Origin of the sequence: Salinactinospora qingdaonensis (assembly GCF_039539445.1) — a bacterium.
In the GTDB taxonomy this organism is placed as follows: Bacteria; Actinomycetota; Actinomycetes; order Streptosporangiales; family Streptosporangiaceae; genus Salinactinospora; species Salinactinospora qingdaonensis.
The window spans coordinates 1-6,256 of the sequence record NZ_BAABDD010000057.1; the positions used below are offsets into that span (position 1 = coordinate 1).

At 68.7% G+C, this 6,256-nt stretch carries 5 protein-coding genes and 1 pseudogene; 3 read left to right on the forward strand and 3 right to left on the reverse strand.

The window, feature by feature from the left end; all coding sequences use genetic code 11:
• Positions 1-1,835: glycoside hydrolase family 9 protein (locus ABD848_RS24645; protein WP_344977535.1), on the forward strand; the 1,835-nt coding region annotated here is incomplete at its 5' end.
• Between the two features lie 372 nt (positions 1,836-2,207).
• On the opposite strand, the gene ABD848_RS24650 is transcribed toward ABD848_RS24645, so the two are convergent.
• Positions 2,208-3,044: a hypothetical protein gene (locus ABD848_RS24650; protein WP_344977538.1), complete on the reverse strand. Its 837-nt coding sequence runs from the start codon at positions 3,042-3,044 to the stop codon at positions 2,208-2,210.
• Positions 3,045-3,080: 36 nt separating this feature from the next.
• Complete coding sequence (locus ABD848_RS24655) at positions 3,081-3,929, reverse strand: hypothetical protein (protein ID WP_344977541.1); 849 nt, start codon at positions 3,927-3,929, stop codon at positions 3,081-3,083.
• A 647-nt stretch (positions 3,930-4,576) separates the two neighbouring features.
• Here ABD848_RS24655 and ABD848_RS24660 point away from each other — a divergent pair.
• Both ABD848_RS24660 and ABD848_RS24665 read left to right on the forward strand, forming a co-directional pair.
• Positions 4,577-4,858: a hypothetical protein gene (locus ABD848_RS24660; RefSeq protein WP_344977544.1), complete on the forward strand. Its 282-nt coding sequence runs from the start codon at positions 4,577-4,579 to the stop codon at positions 4,856-4,858.
• Positions 4,859-4,975: 117 nt separating this feature from the next.
• Positions 4,976-5,968, forward strand: a pseudogene (locus ABD848_RS24665) (DUF7008 domain-containing protein); the annotation flags it as partial.
• Here the strand turns inward: ABD848_RS24665 and ABD848_RS24670 are convergent.
• Positions 5,943-6,200, reverse strand: coding sequence for a DUF397 domain-containing protein (locus tag ABD848_RS24670; protein WP_344977548.1), 258 nt, complete (start codon positions 6,198-6,200; stop codon positions 5,943-5,945). The pseudogene ABD848_RS24665 and the gene ABD848_RS24670 overlap by 26 nt on opposite strands.
• Positions 6,201-6,256: the final 56 nt, after the last annotated feature.

Below are 6,256 nucleotides of genomic sequence, written 5' to 3' on the forward strand. Positions count from 1 at the left end.
CGGCCACGCTCAACCTGGCCGCCACCGGCGCCCAGTGCGCCCGGATCTTCGAGCCCTACGACGCCGCCTTCGCCGCCGACTGCCTCGACGCCGCCGAGACCGCCTGGCAGGCCGCCCAGGCCAACCCGGAGGTCTACGCTCCCACCACCGGTGAGGGCGGCGGCGCCTACAGCGACGACGAGGTCAGCGACGAGTTCTACTGGGCCGCGGCCGAGCTGTTCATCACCACCGGTGAGCAGAGCTACGCCGACGCCGTGACCTCCTCGCCGCTGCACACCGAGGACGTGTTCACCCCCGGCGGATTCAGTTGGCAGTCGGTGGCCGCGCTGGGCCGGTTGAACCTGGCCACGGTGCCCAACGACCTGTCCGACCGTGACCGCGTGCGTGACAGCGTCGTCACCGGAGCCGACGGCTACCTCGACGCGCTGGGCTCCAGCCCGTGGGACCTGCCCTACGACCCCGAGGACGGGGTGTTCGTGTGGGGCTCCAACAGTCAGGTCCTCAACAACATGGTCGTCATGGCCACCGCCTTCGACCTCACGGGCGAGGCCCAGTACCGCGACGGTGTGCTGCGGGGCATGGACTACATCTTGGGGCGCAACGCCCTCAACCAGTCCTACGTGACCGGCTACGGCGAGAACGACGCCAAGAACCAGCACAGCCGCTGGTACGCCAACCAGCTCGACTCCAGCCTGCCCAACCCGCCCGACGGCACCGTGGCTGGCGGCCCCAACTCCAACACGAGTTCGTGGGACCCGGTCGCCCAGGACAACCTGTCCGGGTGCGCGCCGCAGTTCTGCTACATCGACGACATCGAGTCGTGGGCCACCAACGAGCTGACCGTCAACTGGAACGCCCCGCTGGCTTGGATCTCCTCCTTCATCGCCGACCAGACCGGTCAGCAGCAGTCGGAGGACACCACCGCGCCGACGGTGCCGGGGGAGCCCAGCGCCTCGGACGTGACCTCCACCGAAGCCACGCTGTCGTGGGGGGCCTCCACCGATTCCGGCGGCAGCGGCCTGGCCGGCTACGAGGTCTACCGCGAAACCAGCAGCGGTGATGAGTTGGTGGCCTCGCCCAGCGGGACCTCCACCACGCTGAGCGGGCTGGAGCCCGAGACCGAGTACACCTACCACGTGGTCGCCCGCGACCTGGCCGGCAACACCTCCGAGGCCAGCGCGTCGGTGAGCTTCACGACCGGTGCCCCGCCGGTGGACACCACGCCGCCGACGGTGCCGGGGGAGCCCAGCGCCTCGGACGTGACCACCTCGGCAGCGACCCTGTCGTGGGGGGCCTCCACCGATTCCGGCGGCAGCGGCCTGGCCGGCTACGAGGTCTACGAGCAGACCTCCAGTGGTGATGAGTTGGTGGCCTCGCCCAGCGGGACCTCCACCACGCTGAGCGGGCTGGAGCCGGCCACCGAGTACACCTACTACGTGGTCGCCCGCGACCTGGCCGGCAACACCTCCGAGGCCAGCGCCACGGTCACCTTCACCACCGACGAAGAGACCACCGGTGGGGTGTGCGCGGTGGACTACTCGGTGGCCAACGAGTGGAACAGCGGCTTCACCGGCTCGGTGACGGTGACCAACACCGGCGACACCGCGATCCAGGACTGGGAGTTGGCCTTCGACTTCACCGCCGGCCAGCAGCTCACCAACGGCTGGAGCGCCCAGTGGAGCCAAAGCGGCACCACCGTGACCGCCACCGCGCCCTCCTGGGCCAGTGGCGACCTGGCCCCGGGCGCCTCGGTCACCGCCGGGTTCAACGCCTCCCACAGCGGCGACAACCCGGTGCCCGAGGAGTTCACCGTCAACGGCACCGCCTGCGACTAGAACTCACCTAACCAACGAGGTCGGGGCCTCCGGGGCCACCCCGACCCATCCCCGGCCGCGGCGGTGACATGACGCAGGGCAGCTCACCGCCGCGGCCCTTTTATGTCTGTGCCGAGTGCCGGCCGAGGCCACGGCCGGCACGCGCCACGCCTCGGGGACCCATCGGGTCCGTCCGCACCGCGTGGCCACGGCCCCACAGAAACGAAAGACTGGGATCGAGGCAGCGTGAACGGTTCTTCCGTCGTTCGCGCCTGGGAGCGATGCTCGCTGGTGAGTCGGCACCTTCCTAGGCTGCCGAGATCGCGAAGCGATCGAGGTACGAGCGATGGGAGGCCATCGCTCGTACCTTTGTTCCATGCCATCCAGAGGTGTCTAGCGCCCACCGTCTCCAAGGTCGTCGACGACCGCCGGGTTGGCGAGGTGCTCGCGAGCCGAGGGGGCGGCGCGGTAGCGGCGGATCGCGGCGAGCACCGGTTCGGGAGCGTGGCGGAGGAACTGGCAGGGGTAGCCCATGTCCATGCCGTAGGAGCCCCGGTTGATCCCATGCAGCCAGCGGTTCGGCCCGGTCAGCACGATCGCGTCCGCGGAACGGGCGCGCACCTTGATGTAGCTGCCGACCGGGCCAGTGGCCTTCGTACCGTCGCTACGCAGCGCAACGTCAGCGAGATCATCCCAGCGCACCCACGCCCGGCCGGCGGGCGCGCGCAGGTAGATCCCCTCAGGCAGCAGCGCGATCCCGCCCCTGGCTCGCAGCGCCGAAGCCACCCCTAGCGTGCCGAAGGAGCCGAACACCCCGATCGTGACAGCGCCGAGGACAGCGGCGAAGAGGCTGCCACTCGCCTCGCCCGGCGGCGCGCTCGGGCTGGAGGCAAGCGTGTCCGTAAGGAGGGCGGCACCTATGAGTACGAAGGCGGCGGAGCCGAGGGCGGTGATGGCTCCCGTCCTCCGCTTGCTGGGGAAGATGACGCCCACCGGATGAGCGGTGTACTTCTCGGCGCCCGGCAGGGTGCCGTGCTCGAGCGGCGGAGTCTGGCCTTGCCGCGTGCTCGAGCGGCCCGTGCGCTGCCACGTCAGGGATAAGTAGACGGCCCCGCCGCCACCGAAGAACACCAGGAAAACCAGCCCGCCCACCGGCTCGCCGGTTAGCGCCACCACCGCGGAGACGGCCGTGAGCGCGCTGAACAGCGCGATATCGCGTACTCTGCGCATCCGTCTACGCTAGGGGCTCGCATGGTCGGAGCCGAGTTACCCTTGGTCCTTTGCTTGGGGGGTGAGCAGATAGCCGTCAAGGGAATCGAGAGTCGAGGCCGGCACGACCGGCTCGCCGTCGTCGCCGACGACCACGCGCCAGTCACCCTCTTCCCAGCGCAGGTCGACCATGTCAGAGGTCATGTCCCCGGTTTCGCCGGGAGGTGTCAGCGCCACGTCCACACGGGCGCGGTAGTCGTCGTAGCCCACTAGCGTGACTCCGGCGATCCGGCCCTGGGTGGCCTGGTCGAGGACGACGCCCTCCGCGGCCAAGCGGGTCAGGACCGTCTGCTTGCCCTCGCCTTCGGCGTAGGTGCGCTCGACCGTCTCTTGGACCAGCTCGGGGGTGTCGAGCATCGCGGTGTAGTTCGCGGCCGCCAGCACCGCGCCTGTGGGTGACTGGGCGAAGCAGTACCGGAAACCGTTGCCTTCGACGACGCCCGGCCCCTGACCGATCACGGTGGGGACCCGCACGTTGCCCGCAAAGCCGTTCCAGTCGGTGGCCTCCGGCCACGCATCGAATGTCGTCTGCTCGCTCTCCTCGCTTGCGGCCAGCCCGCAGGTGCTCGCGCTGCCGTCGGGGAACCCTGGCGGGGCGCTGGCCAACGGAGTTTCCGAGGCTTGCGGGGCGGATTGCTCGTCGCCGGGGCTCGCTTCCTGACTCGCCTGCGCTGCGGCGGCCATGTCGCCTTGGCTGTCGTCGGCGGTGGCGATGAGGGCGCCGGCCGTGGCGCTCATCCCCAGCAGCACGGTCGCCACGACCAGGGTCGCCACAACCACGAATCCCCGGGGGCTGAGTAGACCATCGGTAGCGCCGTTGCTCTTGGACGCCTCGTGAATCGACACAGGGCTCGCTTTCCAGTCACGAAAAGGCAGGACACACGTGAGGAGATAGAGCGCGTTGAGTTTTGCCCTTGGCCACGTTCCCTGCTGCGGGGGCTCGGGCCGCGCAGCTACGACGGGTGTGGCACACCACCGTCGACGTTGCCCGCCGCAACGGAGTGAGGGCAGCGGTCTCGGTGCACGCCGACCTCCAGAACCGGGCGGCAAGCGCGGCCACGTCAACTCTTGGTGAGCCACCACGCGCGTGCGCGTAGCCGACCACGCCAGCTAATCAGAGAAATCCGCAAAAAACATAATGGTTACATGTAGATTGTCCCATTTGTCCGATATTTTTCCGGTGTCGCACGAGTCGATATGGCGGACCCCGCGGAACTGCCACCATCTCGCGAGCAGACCGGAAGCGCGACCGCGCCTCCCGACGCGCGACGCGGGCGGGTGGTGTTCTCGCTTCGCTCGTGGGACGAGCTTCATGATCGCGGCGAGGATACCTGGCCGGCGAGGATCGCCGAGTAGACATCCTCACCGCGATCATGGCGCCGTCGGCGGATCGTGTGCCCGCTGTCTCGCCAGGCGAGAACGTCGTAGGGGCGACGCGCGAGCGTGGCATGAGCCGCCCCTTTTTGAGCCCTCTGCCTGAATCGGAGAGCCCCATGGACGCACCGGCACCTCAGGACATCCACGCTTCGATCGACGCCGCCTTCGGTTCCGAGGTCGAGCGGGACGTGAACTCCTTCAGCTCCGGAGCTGTCTCCGTCACCATCCGCGACCAGGGCCGTGTCGCACTCATCGACGGCCCCTCCGACGGCGAGTGGGGTGTCTCCATCGACCCCGACGACACCACGGCCACGGCCGACCACGACGACCACGACACGGTCGCCATCTCCTTCGAGGTGGCCCTCGACATCGCCCACGACGCGCTGCGCGCCTCCTGACGGTCTCTCGAAGCTCCCTTTCCCCGGTGCTTTGCCACAGCACCGGGGGCGGTTCGAGACGACCGCTCGTCACGTTCGTTCGTAACCGAGCCGCGTCGGCGTGAAGTTGACGCGCCGCGCGCCGACCCTGACGCGGTGTCGGTGGCCGAGCTGTACGCTCCCCACACCGATCTGGAAAAGGTGGTCGCCGACTTGGTGCCGACCGAGCACGTGCCCTACCTGGCCGCGATGCGCTACAAGGACAAGGGGCTGGCCAAGCGCGCCGAGTGGGAGAAGGTGTGGGAGCAGCAGCGCGCCGAGGACGCCGCCGAGGACGAGCAGCGAAAGAAGAAGATCCGCGACGAGATCCCCACACCGCCCAAGTACGCTTCCGCCGACTTCCGGCAGACCTCCTGCTGGCGCAATCGCGGCAAGCTCGACGTGCCCAAGGAGCGGTTCATCTCCTACCCCTACGCCGGGCGCGACGGCGCGAGCAGCACCAAGGACGGGTCGCTGCTGCTGGGCTGGGCCGGTTTCGACCACCGCGAGCAGGCGCAGGCGCTGGCCATGCTGATCGTCGATCGGGAGCAGGGCGACGGTTGGGGCGGCGAGAAGCTGACGCCGCTACTGGCGGGCATGCGTGAGGTGCTGCCCTGGGTGGCGCAGTGGCACGGCGACTTCGACCCGCTCTACGGCGGGCAGCCCCGCCGACTACTTCGCCGGGTTCGTCTCGCAGACCGCCGACCGTCTCGGACTCACCGACGAAGCCCTCGCAGACTGGCGCCCTCCGTCGACCGGACGCGGCCGCAAGAAGGGGTAGTGCCACGATTCCGGCAAGCGCGGAGCGCTATGTCGGACAAAGAGTGCAACTATGTCCGTGAAGAAGCGTCGCTAACGCCCTCTCCCAAGCCGACTAGAGAGAGGGCGCGGGCTCGCTTGGAGGTTAGGTTCTGTTTTTCGAACGGCTGGGGTCGGGGGTGCGTGGGGGTGTTCGTCGTCCGCTCGTGCCTCGATCGCTTCGCGATCTCGGCAGCCCGTAGGGGCGACAGCGGACACGCTCCCCTGTTCCGTCCCCCGCCCGCGCCGACCTTTTCAAAAACAGAACTTAGGCGGCGTCGCCTTCGGTCTTGAGGGTGGTGAGGAAGGCCGACCACTCGGCAGCGCTGAAGGCGAGGTGGCCCAGCTCGGGGTGCTTGGAGTCGCGGACAGCCGCACCACAGGGCAGGTCAGCGACCTCCACACAGTTTTGAGCGTGGCCGCTGTAGCTGCTGGTGCGGAAGTCGGGGGGCAGGTGGGCGACTTCGACGCAGTTCTGTGAGTTCCCAGAGCTGTAGCTGCTCTTGCGGAACACGAGGTCAGGCACTGTTCTCACTCTCTTGCAGCACATCGCGGATGAACTGCTCGCTTTGCTGTTTGCTC